This window comes from Protaetiibacter sp. SSC-01 (assembly GCF_014483895.1).
Classification (GTDB): Bacteria; Actinomycetota; Actinomycetes; order Actinomycetales; family Microbacteriaceae; genus Homoserinibacter.
This window is the reverse complement of record NZ_CP059987.1, coordinates 78,328-92,935: the sequence shown is the minus strand read 5'-3', so window position 1 is coordinate 92,935 and position 14,608 is coordinate 78,328. Positions and strand designations below refer to the sequence as shown.

Annotated in this window: 14 protein-coding genes; 9 read left to right on the top strand and 5 right to left on the bottom strand. The window is 72.6% G+C overall.

Going from position 1 to position 14,608, the window contains the following annotated elements:
- The first annotated feature begins 94 nt into the window (after positions 1-94).
- The 5 genes from H4J02_RS00440 to H4J02_RS00420 all read left to right on the top strand — a co-directional run bounded on the left by H4J02_RS00440 (position 95) and on the right by H4J02_RS00420 (position 6,328).
- The gene (locus H4J02_RS00440; protein WP_187675189.1) at positions 95-1,324 is read left to right on the top strand and encodes an acyl-CoA dehydrogenase family protein; all 1,230 of its coding nucleotides are present in this window, start codon (positions 95-97) and stop codon (positions 1,322-1,324) included.
- On the top strand, positions 1,324-2,508 hold the full coding sequence (locus tag H4J02_RS00435; RefSeq protein WP_187675188.1) for an acyl-CoA dehydrogenase family protein: 1,185 nt from the start codon (positions 1,324-1,326) through the stop codon (positions 2,506-2,508). Before H4J02_RS00440 ends, H4J02_RS00435 begins: the two co-directional genes overlap by 1 nt.
- Complete coding sequence (locus tag H4J02_RS00430; RefSeq protein WP_262406150.1) at positions 2,505-3,869, top strand: LLM class flavin-dependent oxidoreductase; 1,365 nt, start codon at positions 2,505-2,507, stop codon at positions 3,867-3,869. Before H4J02_RS00435 ends, H4J02_RS00430 begins: the two co-directional genes overlap by 4 nt.
- A gap of 137 nt (positions 3,870-4,006) precedes the next feature.
- The gene (locus H4J02_RS00425; RefSeq protein ID WP_187675187.1) at positions 4,007-5,467 is read left to right on the top strand and encodes an APC family permease; all 1,461 of its coding nucleotides are present in this window, start codon (positions 4,007-4,009) and stop codon (positions 5,465-5,467) included.
- A 39-nt stretch (positions 5,468-5,506) separates the two neighbouring features.
- On the top strand, positions 5,507-6,328 hold the full coding sequence (locus tag H4J02_RS00420; protein ID WP_187675186.1) for an alpha/beta fold hydrolase: 822 nt from the start codon (positions 5,507-5,509) through the stop codon (positions 6,326-6,328).
- 121 nt (positions 6,329-6,449) lie between these two features.
- Here H4J02_RS00420 and H4J02_RS00415 read toward each other — a convergent pair whose 3' ends face one another.
- Positions 6,450-7,373 carry an AEC family transporter gene (locus H4J02_RS00415; protein WP_187675185.1) on the bottom strand — a complete coding sequence of 308 codons (924 nt, stop codon included), beginning with the start codon at positions 7,371-7,373 and terminating at the stop codon, positions 6,450-6,452.
- A 53-nt stretch (positions 7,374-7,426) separates the two neighbouring features.
- Here H4J02_RS00415 and H4J02_RS00410 point away from each other — a divergent pair, with 53 nt between their 5' ends.
- The 4 genes from H4J02_RS00410 to H4J02_RS00395 all read left to right on the top strand — a co-directional run bounded on the left by H4J02_RS00410 (position 7,427) and on the right by H4J02_RS00395 (position 11,953).
- Positions 7,427-7,924: an ASCH domain-containing protein gene (locus H4J02_RS00410; RefSeq protein ID WP_187675184.1), complete on the top strand. Its 498-nt coding sequence runs from the start codon at positions 7,427-7,429 to the stop codon at positions 7,922-7,924.
- A 374-nt stretch (positions 7,925-8,298) separates the two neighbouring features.
- Complete coding sequence (locus H4J02_RS00405) at positions 8,299-9,708, top strand: DUF6421 family protein (RefSeq protein WP_187675183.1); 1,410 nt, start codon at positions 8,299-8,301, stop codon at positions 9,706-9,708.
- On the top strand, positions 9,705-10,310 hold the full coding sequence (locus tag H4J02_RS00400; RefSeq protein WP_187675182.1) for an SDR family NAD(P)-dependent oxidoreductase: 606 nt from the start codon (positions 9,705-9,707) through the stop codon (positions 10,308-10,310). The genes H4J02_RS00405 and H4J02_RS00400 overlap by 4 nt, the downstream gene beginning before the upstream one ends.
- Before the next feature lie 95 nt (positions 10,311-10,405).
- On the top strand, positions 10,406-11,953 hold the full coding sequence (locus H4J02_RS00395; RefSeq protein ID WP_187675181.1) for an NAD(P)/FAD-dependent oxidoreductase: 1,548 nt from the start codon (positions 10,406-10,408) through the stop codon (positions 11,951-11,953).
- An 89-nt stretch (positions 11,954-12,042) separates the two neighbouring features.
- On the opposite strand, the gene H4J02_RS00390 is transcribed toward H4J02_RS00395, so the two are convergent.
- From H4J02_RS00390 to H4J02_RS00375, 4 genes are all read right to left on the bottom strand, one after another.
- Positions 12,043-12,600 carry a thioesterase family protein gene (locus H4J02_RS00390; RefSeq protein ID WP_187675180.1) on the bottom strand — a complete coding sequence of 186 codons (558 nt, stop codon included), beginning with the start codon at positions 12,598-12,600 and terminating at the stop codon, positions 12,043-12,045.
- A 124-nt stretch (positions 12,601-12,724) separates the two neighbouring features.
- Positions 12,725-13,633 (bottom strand): DNA-3-methyladenine glycosylase, encoded by a 909-nt coding sequence (locus tag H4J02_RS00385; protein ID WP_187675179.1) that lies wholly within the window; start codon positions 13,631-13,633, stop codon positions 12,725-12,727.
- Between the two features lie 90 nt (positions 13,634-13,723).
- Complete coding sequence (locus H4J02_RS00380) at positions 13,724-13,990, bottom strand: DUF4190 domain-containing protein (protein ID WP_187675178.1); 267 nt, start codon at positions 13,988-13,990, stop codon at positions 13,724-13,726.
- Positions 13,991-14,191: 201 nt separating this feature from the next.
- Entirely contained in the window at positions 14,192-14,536 is a 345-nt protein-coding gene (locus tag H4J02_RS00375; protein ID WP_187675177.1) for a DUF4190 domain-containing protein, read from the bottom strand.
- Positions 14,537-14,608 lie beyond the last annotated feature (72 nt).

Genomic DNA, 14,608 nt, shown 5'->3' with positions numbered 1-14,608 from the left:
CGGTGTCGTCGTGTTGCGGCACGCATCGACGGCACCCGCGGTGACCGGAGAGCATGACGGGGCAACCCCGTCGTCGACCCCGAGAGCACCACCCATGAGCATCGCGACCAGCCCACCCGCACTCGCCCGCACGCCCTGGTCGGGCACCGCATCCGCCGAGGAGCTCGCGCACTGGCGCGAGGTGGCCGAGCGCGTCGCCGACGAGCTGCGGCCCGGCGCCCTCGAGCGCGACCGCACGGGCGACCCGCGCGAGGCGCTCGAGGTGCTGCGCGCATCCGGCCTCGCGAACCTCGTCGTGCCGACCGACAACGGCGGCCACGGCGCCCACTGGGAGACGGCATTCGACGTCATCCGCACGGTGTCGCGCGCCGACGCCTCACTCGGGCAGATCCTCGGCTACCACTACCTCAACCAGGCGTGCGTCGCGTTCTACGGCGACCCGGAGGGCCGCGAGCGCTGGTACCGCGCCTCCGCCGCCGCGAACCTGTTCTGGAGCGACGCCTTCAACCCCGTGAGCCCCGACCTCTCGTTCGTCGCCGACGGCGACGGCTACCTGCTGAACGGTCTCAAGCGCTTCGCGACGGGCGCCGCCGCGACCGACGTCGTGATCTCGGGCGCGATCGCCGAGGGCGGCCGCTACGACGGCGAGCTCGTCGTGTTCGCGTTCGAGTCCAGCCGCGCGGGCGTCGAGCACCCGGACGACTGGGACCACCTCGGCCAGCGCGCCTCGGCGAGCGGCTCGATCCGGTTCACGGATGTGCGCATCACGGAGGCCGACGTCATCGGCGTCGACCGCGACGAGCCCTTCGCGTCGCTCGTGACGCCCGGCGTGCAGCTGCTGCTCGCGAACGTCTACCTCGCGGGCGCGCAGGCGGCGCTCGAGAAGGCCCGCGAGCTCGTGCTCGCCCGGCCGAACGCGTGGTTCCTCGCCGGCGTCGACCGCTACGCCGATGACCCGACCGTGCACCGCGTGCTCGGCGAGCTCGTCGCGCAGACGGTCGCCGTCGAGGCCCTCGCCGACAAGCTGGCCCGCCGCTTCGACGAGGCGGTCGCTCTCGGCGCCGACACGACCGCCGACGACCGCGGCCGCATCGAGGTCGAGATCGCCGCGCTCAAGGTCGCGTCGACGCGCGCTGCGCTCGAGGTGACCTCGCGCGTCTTCGAGGTGACCGGCGCATCCGCGACCGCGAACCGCATCGGCCTCGACCTGTTCTGGCGCAACGTCCGCACCTACACGCTGCACGATCCCGTCGACTACAAGTCGATCGAGGTCGGGGCGCACTACCTCGACGGCCGCCTCCAGCCCGTCTCGCTCTACACCTGATGGCCGGCCTCGACGAGGCGATCGCCCGCATCCGCGAGGGTGCCGTCGATCGCGAACGCGAACGCACGCTGCCGTTCGAGCAGCTCGACTGGCTGCGCGAGGCGGGCTTCCCTGCGCTGCGCGTACCGACGGATGCGGGCGGGGCCGGTGCCGACGTCGTCGCGCTCGCGGCGGCGCTCATCGACATCGCCGCCGCCGACCCCAACGTGCCGCAGGCGCTGCGCGGTCACCTCGCGTTCGTCGAGGACCGCCTGTGGGCCCCCGACGGGCCGGACCGCGACCGCTGGCTCGCGCGCTTCGCGGCGGGTGAGCTCGTGGGCAACGCCGTCACCGAGATCGGCAACGTGGCGCTCGGCGCCGTCTCGACCCGCCTCGACGCGACCCCCGACGGCGGTTACGCGATCACGGGCCGCAAGTACTACACGACGGGCAGCATCTTCGCCGACTGGATCGACGCCAACGCCGTGCGGCCCGACGGCGTCGAGGTGGCGGCGCTCGTGCGACGCGAACAGCCCGGCGTGACCGTCACCGACGACTGGGACGGCTTCGGCCAGCGCCTCACGGGCAGCGGCACGACCGTGTTCGACGGCGCGCACGTCGACCCCGCCGACGTGTTCGACTTCGCCGACCGCTTCCCGTACCAGACAGCCCTCTACCAGCTCGTGCTGGTCGCGGTGCTCGCGGGCATCGCGCAGGAGGCCGAGCGCGACGCCGTGCACGAGCTGCGCACGCGCGCCCGCGTCTACAGCCACGGCACCGCTTCCGAGAGCCGCCGCGACCCGCAGCTGCTCGAGGTCATCGGGCGCCTCTCCGCCACGACCGCGGCGACGCGCGCCATCGCGCTCGACGCCGCGCGGGCCGTGCAGGAGGCGGCGGATGCGCGCGGGGCCGACCCCGCGACGGTCGCGGACCGCAAGCGCGACGCCGAGCTCGCCGTCTCGCGCGCCCAGGTAACCGTGACCGAGCTCGCCCTGCGCCAGGCGACCGCGCTCTTCGACGTGCTCGGCGCATCCGCCACGAGCTCGGCGCGCGACCTCGACCGCCACTGGCGGAACGCCCGCACGGTCGCGTCGCACAACCCCGTCGCGTTCAAGGCGCGCATCGTGGGCGACGCCGTCGTCAACGACGCCGAGCCGCCCTACGAGTGGTACGTCGGCGTGCCGCCGAAGGGGGCCGCGCCGTGAGCGAGATCATCCTCAACGCGTTCAGCATGAACACCCCGAACCACCTCTCCTCGGGGCTCTGGCGTCACCCCCGCGACCGCTCGCGCGGCTACCGCACGCTCGACCACTGGCTCGACCTCGCGCGCACGCTCGAGGCGGGCGGCATCGACGTGCTCTTCCTCGCCGACGTGCTCGGCGTCTACGACGTCTACGGCCGGTCGCCGGATGCCGCCCTCCGCTCCGGCGCGCAGGTGCCGGTCGGCGACCCGCTCCAGCTCGTGCCGGCCATGGCATCCGTCACCGAGACGCTCGGCTTCGGCGTGACGGCGTCGGTGTCGTTCGAGCACCCGTTCCCGTTCGCCCGGCGCATGTCGACCGCCGACCACCTCACGAACGGTCGCATCGGCTGGAACATCGTCACCTCGTACCTCTCGAGCGGCGCGCTCAACCTCGGCGTCTCGGGGCAGGTCGCGCACGACCGGCGCTACGACATCGCCGACGAGTACCTCGAGGTCTGCTACCGGCTGTGGGAGGGGTCGTGGGCCGACGACGCGGTCGTCGCGGACGCCGCATCCGGCGTCTACGTCGACCCCGCGCGCGTGCGCCCCATCGACTTCGCGGGCGAGTTCTTCCGCGTGCCCGGCATCCACCTCGCCGAGCCCTCGCCGCAGCGCACGCCGTTCCTGTTCCAGGCGGGCGCGTCGCCGCGTGGCCTGCGCTTCGCCGCACGTCACGCCGAGGCGGTCTTCGTCGCCGCCCCGAGCGACGCCGTGCTCGCGAAGCAGGTGGCCGCGGTGCGCGCCGCCGTCGCCGAGGCGGGGCGCGACCCCGACAGCGTGCCCGTCATCAACCAGCAGACCGTCATCCTCGCCGAGACGGATGCCGCCGCCGAGGCGCTCTACCGTGACTACCTCGAGTGGGCCGACCCCGTCGGCGCCGCCGTGCTGCTCTCGGGCTGGACCGGCATCGACTTCTCGAAGCTCGACCCGGATGCGCCGCTCGCGGCACAGGGAAGCGACGCGATCCAATCGGCCGTCGACGCCTTCACGGCGGCCGACCCGAGCCGCGTCTGGACGCCGCGGGAGATCGCCGACTACGCGCGCATCGGCGGCGACGGGCCGGTCGTCGTCGGCTCGCCGGAGACGGTCGCCGACGTGCTCGAGCGCACCGTCGAGACGACGGGCGTGTCCGGGTTCAACCTCGCCGCGACGGTCGCGCCGGAGGGCTGGGAGCAACTCACGGGGCTGCTCGTCCCCGAGCTGCGCAGGCGCGGTCGTCGGCCCGCGACGCCGCGCGGCGGGACCCTCCGCGAGAAGCTCTCCGGCCGCGGACCCCGCCTCGTCGACGAGCACGTCGGCGCCTCCCACCGCCACACGGCGTAACGCAGGCGACACGGTCCGTAACGCTTCGTCGCGGCCCGTCACACAGCCTCCGCGGAGCACGGATGCCGCGGTAGCGTGCCGCATCGCGTCGCGGAGAACCCGGCGCTCACCCGCAGAAACCCCCGAAGGACCCACCCATGACCACGACCACCACGCGCCCGGCCGAGCCGACCGCCGCCGAGGGCGACGGCGCCCCGGAGCGCGCATCCGTCGGCAAGCTGCGAGGCTCGCTCGGCGTCGCGAGCATCGTCTTCATCGTCGTCGCGGCGGCCTCGCCGCTCGGTGTCATCGGCGGCCCCGTGCCGCTCGGCATCGCGTTCGGCAACGGCGCTGGGTTCCCCACGACCTACCTCGTCGTCACGGGCGTGCTGCTGCTCTTCGCCGTCGGCTTCACCGCCGCGACGCCGTACGTGCGCAGCGCCGGCGCGTTCTACGCGTACGTCGACAAGGGCATCGGCCGCGGTGCGGGCCTCGGCACGGCGTTCTCGGCGCTGCTGTCGTACCTCGTGCTCGAGGCGGGCGTCTTCGGCCTGTTCGGCCCGGGGCTGGACAGCCTCCTCCAGTCGTACGGCCTGCCTGCCGTGCCGTGGTGGGCCTACGCGGCCGTCGGCTTCGTCATCGTCTCGGTGCTCGCGTACTTCAACATCGAGCTCTCGGGCCGCGTGCTCGCCGTGCTGCTCATCGGCGAGGTGCTCATCGTGCTCGCGCTCGACGCCGCCGTGATCTTCTCGGGCGGCGGCCCCGAGGGCTTCTCGAACGGCCTCGTCAACCCCGCAGAGATCGTGTCGGGTGCCCCCGGCTTCGCGATCCTGTTCGCCATCCTGAGCTTCATCGGCTTCGAGGCGACCGCCGTGTTCCGCGACGAGGCGAAGGACCCCGACCGCACCATCCCACGCGCCACCTACATCGCCCTCATCTCGATCGGCGTCTTCTACGCGATCTCGAGCTGGGCGCTCATCAGCGGCGTCGGGCAGAGCGCCGTCGTCGAGGAGGCCGCGAACAACCCGGGCGGGATCCTCGCCGACACGACCGAGCAGTACCTCGGCGTCGTGGGCGGGCACATCATCCAGGTGCTCTTCGTCACGAGCCTCTTCGCGTGCATTCTGTCGTTCCACAACATCTCGACGCGCTACTTCTACTCGCTCGCCCGCAAGGGCGTGCTCGCCCAGAAGCTCGGGATCGCGCACGAGCGTCACGGCTCGCCGTCGCGCGCCTCGCTCGTCACGGCAGCCATCGTCGGCGCGCTCACGGTCGCGGCCGTGCTGCTGCAGCTCGACCCGATCACGCAGTTCTACACGTGGCTCGGCGGCATCTCGTCGGTCGGCTTCGTGCTGCTGCTCGTGCTGACGACCGCATCCGTCATCGGCATCTTCCGGCGCGAGCAGCACGACGTGAGCCTGTGGCGCCGCCTCGTCGCGCCGCTGCTCGCGCTCGTCGCGCTGCTCGGGTTCCTCACCATCATCCTCATCAACCTGCCGGTGCTCGTCGGCGAGGAGAGCTACGGGCCGTTCTCGTTCGGCGTGCTCGCGCTGCTCGCCCTCGCGTTCATCGCGGGCCCGATCGTCGGCCGCGTGCGGAAGCGCGTCGAGCTCGACTGAGCCCTGGCCTCCGGGGGGCATGTCGCTTAGTGTGGCGACATGCCCCCCGCCGTGTCGGTTCCGGGTGCGACGCTCGCCTTCGACGTCGCAGGGGCCCCCTCTGCGCCCGCCGTCGCGTTCGTCCACGCGGGGGTCGCCACGCGCGCGATGTGGGATCCGCAGTTCGACGACCTCGCATCCGACCACCGCGTCGTGCGCTACGACACGCGCGGCTACGGCGGCTCCCCCGGCGAGGCCGTCGCCTACTCGGAGACCGACGACCTGCTGCGCGTGCTCGACGCCGCCGAGGTCGAGCGCGCGGTGCTCGTGGGGGCGTCGCGCGGCGGGAGGTTCGCGATCGACGCGGCCCTCGCGCATCCAGACCGCGTCACGGGCCTCGTCGTCATCGGCGCGAATCCGAGCGGCATGACCGACGACGACATCGAGTACACGCCCAACGAGCGCGAGCTCGAGAAGGCGATGGATGAGGCGGAGGCCGCCGAGGACGTCGACGCGCTCGTGCGCATCGAGGTGCAGCTGTGGGACCTCGGCCCCGACCGCGACCTCGACGATGTCGACCCGGCGTTCGTCGAGCGCGCGATCGAGCTCAACGTTGGCGCCGCGCACTGGGACTTCGCGGGCACGGCGACGCCGCCCGCGCATCCGGCGATCGACCGCCTCGCCGAGATCGCGGTTCCGTCGCTCGTCGTGATCGGCGACCACGACGTGACGGATGCGAGGGTCGCCGCGCGGCTGCTGCTCGCCGGCATCCCGGGTGCGGAGGAGTGCCGCTACGCCGACTCGGCCCACCTGCCGAGCGTCGAGCACCCCGAGCGCTTCACCGCCCACCTGCGCGACTTCCTCGCCCGCCACCACCTCTGACGCCCCATGCGCTGACCGGTCGGTTTCTGGCCCTAAACCGACCGAATGAGGCCAGAAACCGACCACTCAGCGGAGGGTGACTCGCGCCCCCGGGGCGGGTTGACTCGCGCCGCGGGGCGGCTCAGGCGGCGAGGAGGGCCGCCACGATCACGATGACCGGGAGCGAGAGCAGGGTCGAGAGCAGCACGGCATCGCGCGCGAGCACCTCGCCGCGCCGGTAGCGCTGCGCGTAGTTGAAGACGTTCTGCGCCGTCGGGAGGGCCGCGAGCACGACCGCGACGAACAGGTCGTGCCCCTCGAGCCCGAACAGGAATCGCGCCGCCGCCCACGCCACCACGGGCATGAGGGCGAGCTTGAGCGCGACCGCGAGCACGACGTCCCGCCGCGACCCCGGCGCGTCGAGCAGCTTGCGGCCGTGCAGCGACATGCCGAAGTTGATGAGGATGATCGGCACGGCCGCCGCCCCGACGAGCTCGAACGGCGCGAGCACGGGCTCCGGCAGCTCGATGTCGGCGAGCGCCACGACGAGGCCCAGCACCGAGCCGATGATGAGCGGATTCCGCACGGGCTGACTCAGGATCCGGCCGAGCGACGCGCGCCCCGACGTCGTGACGTCGAGCACCGTGAGCGCGATCGGCGCGAACACGATGAGCTGCAGCAGGATCACGGGAGCCGACGCGGCCGCGTCGCCCACGACGTACGCGGCCACCGGGATGCCGATGTTGTTCGCGTTGAGGTACCCGGATGCGAGGGCGCCGATCGTCGCATCCGGCACCTTCCGGCGCCACACGACGAGCGCGACGACGAGGAAGACCGCCATCGGAACGACCGCGGCCACCGCGGCGACCGGCAGCTGGCGCGAGAACAGCGCATGCAGGTCGGCCTCGGCGAGCACCGTGAAGAGCAGCGCGGGCGACAGCACGAAGAACGCGAGGCGGCTGAGCACCTGGTGGGCCTCGGGCCCGATGACGCGGAAGCGCGCGACGAGGTAGCCCGTGAGGATGACGACGGCGATGATCGCGAAACCGATCAGCACGCCACCCACGCCGCCAGCCTACGGTCCGCCCCGGCCGCGCTCGCGCGAGTACGATTCCCGCCATGTCGCGCACCGAGAACGCCCCCGTCGACCACGACGCTGCAGCCGCCCTCTGGGCGGAGTACGCGGCCGCGCATCCGGAGACGGCGCTCGACACCGAGCCGCCGTCGGTCGAGCAGTTCGGCGACCACCCCGAGCTCACGGACGAGCTGCTCGACCTCGTGCTCAACGGGCCCAAGCGCGCGACCGCGGGCCTCGTCGCCGAGTACCTCGCGGACGGGCAGCCGCTGCCCCGCGTCGGCAGCCACTGGATCGCGTGCGACTCGACGGGCGCCCCGCGCGCCATCCTGCGCAGCACCGAACTGCGGATCGGGCCGTTCACGAGCGTCGACGAGCGCTTCGCGTACGACGAGGGCGAGGACGACCGCACGCTCGAGTCGTGGCGCGCCGGCCACAGCCGCTATTGGACCCGGGCGGGCGAGCGCCTCGGCTTCACGTGGACCGAGCACATGGACATCGTGTTCGAGCGCTTCGACGTGGTCTGGCGCTCGGAGGGCTGAGCCACCAGACCGCGTCGCCGTTCACTCCGCGGCGGGCGGCGTGTAGACGAGGAACTCCACGATGACGGTCGATCCGCTCCCGGGCCGGGGCGCGGCATCCGGGAACGCGGCCGTCGTCGACACGTGGCCGATCGCTCGACTGGGTGGCGGCCGCCATCGCCGCCGTCGACCGGCCATTCGCCATCGAGCAGCCCGCCGAGCTCTCGGATGCCGTACGCGACCTCGCGAAGCGGCTCACGGCATCCCTCGCCGCGCCCTGATCGGCCGAAACTGTTCAGACCTGCGCGGAATCGTGCGTCGACGCAAGAAACGAGCGCCGTTTGCACCCCTCCGCACAACCATCGTTCCTAGGCTCGAACCCGAGAGGAGGCGCCATGACCACGATCGCCCAGACCCCGTCCATCATCGGAGAACCGGAGGTCGTCGAGCGCTGTCCTGAGCTCGTCGAAGGGGACGCCTCCACCGCCGAGCAGAGCGCCGCATGGACGCAGCTCAAGGAGGCCGCGACCGCCATCCAGGCCCTGCAGGAGAAGGACGGCTCGATCCCCGACCCCGCGAACCACGCCGCGGCGAGCCACCACGTCGCCGCGATCGTGGCCGCCATCCGCGCGCTCGCGCCCGCCTTCCCGCACGACGCCGCGTACCTCGCGGCGCTGCCCGGCGACTTCGCGAAGTGGGAGGAGGGCGGATTCGGCGTGCCCGACTTCCTCGACTCGCTCGTCGCGTTCGACCCCGCGAACCACCGCGTCGACGGCCTGCGTCACCTCGTCGTGTTCCCGATGTACACGCAGAACGGCTCGCCCGACCGCCACGTCGAGGCGCTCATCGTCGAGGTCATCTGGCCCGAGTTCATCGAGCGGCTCGAGGCGGAGCGCTACGGCAACAAGCTGTTCATCTCGCTGCGGCTCATCGACTTCACGGCGGGCTACGACACCAACTCGGCGGTGCTGTTCCCCGAGACGGTCGCGATGCGCGAGATCCCCGCGTTCACGTGGGGCGCGATCTTCCAGGACCGCGAGGGCGCGCGCTTCCGCGTCGTGACGGAGGCGGCGGCCGACATCACGAAGCTCGAGCTGCTGCCCTCGCAGCAGGACCTCGTCGCCGACCAGCACCTGGCGGAGGAGGTCTTCGTCATGTGGGATCTCATCCACGACCGCTCGCACATGCGCGGCGACCTGCCGTTCGACCCGTTCATGATCAAGCAGCGGATGCCGTTCTTCCTCTACTCGCTCGAGGAGCTGCGCTGCGACCTCACGGCGTTCCGCGAGTGCGTCAAGCTCGAGGCCGACAAGACGGCCGACGAGCGCACGCGCGACCGCGCCCGGCATGTGCAGCACGCGATCCTCTTCGACCGCCTGTTCCGCTTCCCGCTCACCGGCTCGCGCGTGCGCAACTACGACGGGCTCGGCGGCCAGCTGCTGTTCGCCTGGCTGCACCAGCGCGGCGTGCTGCACTGGACCGACACCCAGCTCGCCTTCGACTGGGACCAGGTGCCCGCCGCCGTCATCGCGCTCTCCGACAAGATCGACGAGCTCTACTGGCGCTCGATCGACCGCCCGAAGACCGCCCACTGGCTCGCCGCGTACGAGCTCGTGCGGTCGACGCTCGAGCCGCATCCCGCATCCGTCTGGGCTCGCGGCCTGTCGGACGAGGTGCTCGCGGGCCCGCCGAAGGGCTACACGGATGCGGTGCTCGACGACGAGTTCCCGCTCTCGATGTTCTACGAGGCGCTCGGCAAGAAGATGACCGACGTCATCGAGTCGACGAAGGGCATCACGGGGTGATCGTCGTCGTCACGGGCGCCACGGGCGCCGCGGGGCGGGCGGCGTGCGCCCGGCTCCGCGACCGCGGCGACACCGTGATCGCGGTGGGCACGGACGGGGGCCGCCTCGACACCGTCGCGGCATCCGACCGGCACGTCGCCGACCTCACGGATGCGGGGGCCGCGCGGCAGCTCGCCGCCCAGGTGGTCTCGGCGCACCGCCGGGTCGACGCCGTGCTGCACCTCGTCGGAGGCTGGAAGCCGGGCGACACCCCCGAGGCCGACGCGTGGTTGCGGCCGCGGCTCGTCGACGCGCTCGACAACGTCATCGCGGCCTTCGAGCCCGAGCTCGCGGCATCCGAGGGGCGGCTCGCGATCGTGAGCTCGACCGCGGTCGATCCGGATGCGGAGCCCACGAGCTCGTACGCGCGCGCGAAGGCGGATGCCGAGGAGCTCGTCGCGGAGCTCGCGGACCGGCTCGCGGAGGCCGACGGCGCCGCGACCGTCTTCGTCGTGCGCTCGATCGGCGAGGACGGCACACCCCCGGCGGTGCTCGCCGACCGGCTCGTCGACTGGATCGACTCCCCCGCCGCCGCCGTCAACGGCGCCCGCGTCGTGGTCTGACGCCGCGTTCCTCGGCCACGTGGGTTCCAAGGTGGTCGAGGAGCGCCGCGAAGCGACGCGTCTCGAGACCACCTCGCGCAAGACATACTGCTGACATGACCCCGAAGCACGACGTCGTCATCATCGGCGGCGGCCACAACGCGCTCGTCGCGGCCGCCTACCTCGCGGGGGCGGGCCGCAGCGTCCTGCTCCTCGAGCGCCAGCACCACCTGGGCGGCGCGTCGATCTCGGCCGAGGTGTTCCCGGGCGTCGGCGCACGCCTCTCGCGCTACTCCTACCTCGTGAGCCTGCTGCCCGAGCGCATCCGCCGCGACCTGAAGCTCGACGTCGAGCTCGCGCGTCGCCGCTACTCCTCCTACACGCCGCTGCCCGGCACCGACCGCGGCCTGCTCGTCGACACGGGCGACGCGGATGCCACCGCGGCGAGCTTCGCGGCGATCGGCGCAGCATCCGACTGGGACGCCTGGGGCGCGTTCGGCGACGACACGGCTCGACTCGCGGCCGCCGTCTGGCCGACGGTGACCGATCCGCTGCTCACCCGCTCGGAGGCCCGACGCGCCGTCGGCGACGACCGCGTGTGGGCGGAGCTCGTGGAGGCGCCCATCGGCGAGACCGTCGAGCGCCGCTTCGCCGACGACCTCGTGCGCGGCGTCGTGCTCACCGACGCGCTCATCGGCACCTTCGCGCCCTCCGTCGACCCCACGCTCGCCGCGAACCGCTGCTTCCTGTACCACGTGATCGGCGGCGGCACGGGGCACTGGGACGTGCCCGTGGGCGGCATGGGCGCCGTGTCGGGGTCGCTCGCGCGCGCGGCCCGCGCGGCCGGCGCCGAGCTGCTGACGGATGCCGAGGTCACCTCCGTCACCCCCGACGGCGAGGTCGCCTACCGCCACGGCGACGAGGAGCACCGTGTCGTGGCGGACGTCGTGCTCTCGGGCGTCGCGCCGTACGTGCTCGACCGTCTGCTCGGGCGCGAGGGCGCGCGCCCCGAGGGCGCCCAGGTGAAGGTCAACCTGCTGCTCGAGCGCCTCCCCCGGCTGCGCGACACCGCCGCCGACCCGACCGCCGCGTTCGCCGGCACCTTCCACGTGCACGAGGGCTTCGCCGCACTCGACCGCGCCCACGCCGAGGCGGCCGCGGGCCGCATCCCCGACCCGATGCCCCTCGAGAGCTACTGCCACTCGCTCACCGACCCCGGCATCCTGTCGCCCGAGCTTCAGGCGGCGGGGGCGCAGACCCTCACGGTGTTCGCGCTGCAGGCTCCCGACCGCCTGCTCGACGGACGGGACCCGGATGCCGCGCGCGCCGAGCTGCAGGCCGCCGTGGTGCGCTCGCTCGACTCGGTGCTCGCCGAGCCGATCGACGGCGTGCTGCTGCGCGACGCGGAGGGGCGACCGTGCATCGAGACGGCGACGACGCGCGACCTCGAGCAGAGCCTCAACATGCCGGGCGGGAACATCTTCCACGGGCCGCTCTCGTGGCCGTGGGCGGAGGACGACGAGTCGCTCTCGACGCCCGCCGAGCGCTGGGGCGTCGCGACCGAGCACGAGCGCATCCTCGTGTGCGGTTCCGGCTCCCGCCGCGGTGGCGCGGTCTCGGGCCTCGGCGGCTACCACGCCGCGATGGCCGTGCTCGACCGCTGAGGTGTGCGCGCCCGCATCCCCTGAGTGGTCGGTTTCTGGCCTCAAACCGGCGGTTTGAGGCCAGAAACCGACCACTCAGCGAAGGGTGACTACTCCCAGGTGGATGGCGCCGGGGTGCGCGTCGAGGGCATGCGCACCTGGGCGGCCCAGTCGTGCAGCCACTCCGGGATGGGGTGGGCGGCCGGGTCCATGCCCGTGATGCGGCCGAGCTCGTCCATGGGCACGGTGCCGCCCTTGCGGTAGAGGAAGCGGGCCTGGATGTGGGCGCGCGCGTACACCTCGCCGTCGACCACGAAGCGCTGCTCGACGTACACCGAGCGCTCGTCGAGCCCGAGGAACCGCGACTCGATGACGTAGCGCTGGCCGAGCTCGAGCGACTTGCGGTACGAGATCGTCTGCGCCGACACGACCGGGTAGACCTCGGCCTCCTTGAGGCGGTCCCACAGACCCGTGCGCACGACGAGCTCGACGCGCGCGAGGTCGAGGTTGGTGAGGTAGGCGCCGTTGTTCATGTGACGCAGCTCGTCGAGATCGCCCGGCATGACGCGACGCGGCGAGTGGCACACGTCGTAGAGGCCGAGCGGCGGCAGCTTCGGGCCGCGGGTCGAGAGCCAGGCGAGACGAGAGAGACGGCGGATGATTCCCACCCGGGAACGCTAGACCTTTCGTGAGCGGGGCACCGAATCCGTTGTCGGCGCGCGACAACGGGGCCGCGGGGTTTCGATACGCCGTCGTGCGGACGCCCACTCACCCAGCGAGGGGGCGGCGTGCTCAGCGGGTGCGGTGCTCGGGGATCGCCAGCCGCGGGCCGTGGCGCTCGTAGCCGATGCCGGCCGCCTCGATGAGCCGCACGACGCGCTGTCGGTGGCCGCGCCACGGCTCGAGCAGCTCGAACATGCCGTCGTCGTCGACGCGGCGTCCCGCGAGCGCGGTTCCGACGCGCTTGCACAGGTGCAGGTCGCCGACGCTCACCCGGTCGGGGTCGCCGTGGCTGCGCTGCAGCGTCTCGGCGATCGTCCACGGGCCGATGCCGGCGACCGTGCGCAGTCGACGGGCGGCGTCGTCGGTCGCGAGCCCGGCACAGCGCTCGAGCCCCTCCGCGACCGCGAACACGCGCATGAGCGTGTCGGAGCGCTGCGGGCCCACCCCCGCCCGGTGCCACTCCCACGACGGGATGCGGCGCCACACCGCCGCGGTCGGCACGACGCGCATGCCGAGCGGCGCGGGCCCGGGCGCCGCCTCGCCGTGCCGCGTCACGAGCTGACGCCACGCGGCCTTCGCCTCGATGCCCGTCACCTTCTGCCCGAGCACGCTCGGGATGAGCGCCGGCAGCACGCGCCCCGTGCGGGCGAGGCGCAGGCCGGGGGTCTCGTGGTGCAGGCGTGCGACGAGCGGATGCCGCCCCGCCTCGAACCCGGAGTCGTCGTCTCCGTCGCCCAACAGCGCCGGCACCCCCGCGACCGCCTCGTCGGCGCCCGGGCCCCACGCGTGGGCCTCCACGGCATCCGTCCGCTGGCGCAAGAGGAGCGTCGCGATGCCGCTCGCGAGACGCAGCGTGAGCCACCATCCGTCGGCGTCGTGCCGGATGGTGGGGTCGGTGCGGCCCTGGGCGAGGGGCTTGATGGCGTGCCGCAGCTCGAGCCTCCGGGGCGGGGCGTAGCGCGTGACGACGGGATCCATCCGGGCCAGGCTAACCCCGGGCGCCGACCCGCCCTCCCAGGAACGCGGAGAGGCCCGCACGGCGAACCGTGCGGGCCTCTCGCGAAGGGCTCAGTAGCTGCTGACCGAGAACGCGGCGGCGAAGATACCGAACCACAGGATGAGGAACAGCACGCCGAGCGCGACGAAGATGATGCCGAGGATCACGCCGACCTTGGCGGGGGTGTTCTTGTAGCCGGCCTGCTTCGACTGGTTGAGCGCGATCGCGCTCACGATGAGGCCGATGATGTTCGTGAAGAACACCAGGATGAGGCCCACGATGCCGAGGGTCTTGCCCGGGTAGTCGGTACCCGCGGGGGCCTGCTGGAGGTTGGACATTTCGCTCCTTGAAGAAGGTGGTGGTGGGTCGGGTTATCGACCACTGGGGCAGCCTAGCGAGCCGCGGGGTACAGGAGGAAGTGGAATGACCCGTCAGAACTCCCCATGTCGCGGGATGACGCCGGCATGACGCCGCACGACGGACGACGACGAAGGGGCCGGGCGGATCGCTCCGCACCGGCCCCTTCGGGGTGGCTCAGATCAGCAGACGTACTGACCGGGGGCGACCTCCGGGCAGTTCGAGACGATCGCCGCGAACAGCGCGCCCCACAGCACCCAGAACAGGATCCACAGGATCGAGAAGATGATGCCGAGGATGAGGCCCACCTTGGCAGGCGTGTTCTTGTAGCCGGCCTTCTTCGACTGCGAGAGGGCGATGGCGCTCAGGATGAGGCCGACGATCGCGACGAGGAAGCTCGCGATGAGGCCCACGATGCCGAGGGTCTTGCCGGGGTAGCTGGTGCCCGGGGCCGGGGCGGCTGCGGGCGCGGCCGGCGCGGCGGGCGCAGGCTGAGCGGCGGGGTCGGGGACGTTGGGGTCGGTCATGACGCTCCTTGGGGTGTGGTGGATGCCCGGACGGATCGGACAGGGGAACTCTAGCGACGGCGACGGCCGCCG

Excerpts from the sequence above, each read along its gene's own strand:
- H4J02_RS00440 (WP_187675189.1), top strand. The coding sequence starts at position 95 with ATGAGCATCGCGACCAGCCCACCCGCACTCGCCCGCACGCCCTGGTCG.
- H4J02_RS00435 (WP_187675188.1), top strand. The coding sequence starts at position 1,324 with ATGGCCGGCCTCGACGAGGCGATCGCCCGCATCCGCGAGGGTGCCGTC.
- H4J02_RS00425 (WP_187675187.1), top strand. The coding sequence starts at position 4,007 with ATGACCACGACCACCACGCGCCCGGCCGAGCCGACCGCCGCCGAGGGC.
- H4J02_RS00420 (WP_187675186.1), top strand. The coding sequence starts at position 5,507 with ATGCCCCCCGCCGTGTCGGTTCCGGGTGCGACGCTCGCCTTCGACGTC.
- H4J02_RS00410 (WP_187675184.1), top strand. The coding sequence starts at position 7,427 with ATGTCGCGCACCGAGAACGCCCCCGTCGACCACGACGCTGCAGCCGCC.
- H4J02_RS00405 (WP_187675183.1), top strand. The coding sequence starts at position 8,299 with ATGACCACGATCGCCCAGACCCCGTCCATCATCGGAGAACCGGAGGTC.
- H4J02_RS00395 (WP_187675181.1), top strand. The coding sequence starts at position 10,406 with ATGACCCCGAAGCACGACGTCGTCATCATCGGCGGCGGCCACAACGCG.
- H4J02_RS00385 (WP_187675179.1), bottom strand. The coding sequence starts at position 13,633 with ATGGATCCCGTCGTCACGCGCTACGCCCCGCCCCGGAGGCTCGAGCTG.
- H4J02_RS00380 (WP_187675178.1), bottom strand. The coding sequence starts at position 13,990 with ATGTCCAACCTCCAGCAGGCCCCCGCGGGTACCGACTACCCGGGCAAG.
- H4J02_RS00375 (WP_187675177.1), bottom strand. The coding sequence starts at position 14,536 with ATGACCGACCCCAACGTCCCCGACCCCGCCGCTCAGCCTGCGCCCGCC.